At 72.0% G+C, this 411-nt stretch carries 1 pseudogene; it reads left to right on the top strand.

Going from position 1 to position 411, the window contains the following annotated elements:
* Positions 1-411, top strand: a pseudogene (locus tag RNC47_RS37200) (S1 family peptidase); the annotation flags it as partial.

The raw sequence follows: 411 nt of genomic DNA, 5'->3' as shown, positions 1-411 counted from the left end.
CGAGCAGCCGCGTCGTCGTGAACGTCGTCGACTCCGCTCAGGGTGACAACGATGTCCGCGCCTTCGTCGCCAAGGCGCGCAAGGCGGGACCCGTCACGGTCGAGCGGACGGCCGAGGCCCCGCAGACCTTCGCGGCGGGCACCGTCGGCGGCGACCCGTACTACACGGGCAACGTCCGCTGCTCGATCGGCTTCTCGGTGCACGGCGGCTTCGTCACCGCCGGGCACTGCGGGCGCGCCGGACAGCAGGTCCGCGGCTGGGACAACACCTACATCGGCAACTTCCAGGGCTCGTCCTTCCCCGGGGACGACTACGCCTGGGTGAACGTCGGCAGCGGCTGGTGGACCGTCCCGGTCGTCCTCGGCTGGGGCACTGTCCCGGACCAGCTGGTCCGGGGCTCGAACGAGGCCC

Origin of the sequence: Streptomyces millisiae, from assembly GCF_031845425.1 — a bacterium.
Lineage (GTDB): Bacteria > Actinomycetota > Actinomycetes > Streptomycetales > Streptomycetaceae > Streptomyces > Streptomyces millisiae.
Note: the sequence above shows the minus strand (reverse complement) of the source record. Positions and strands in the feature narration are given on the sequence as shown.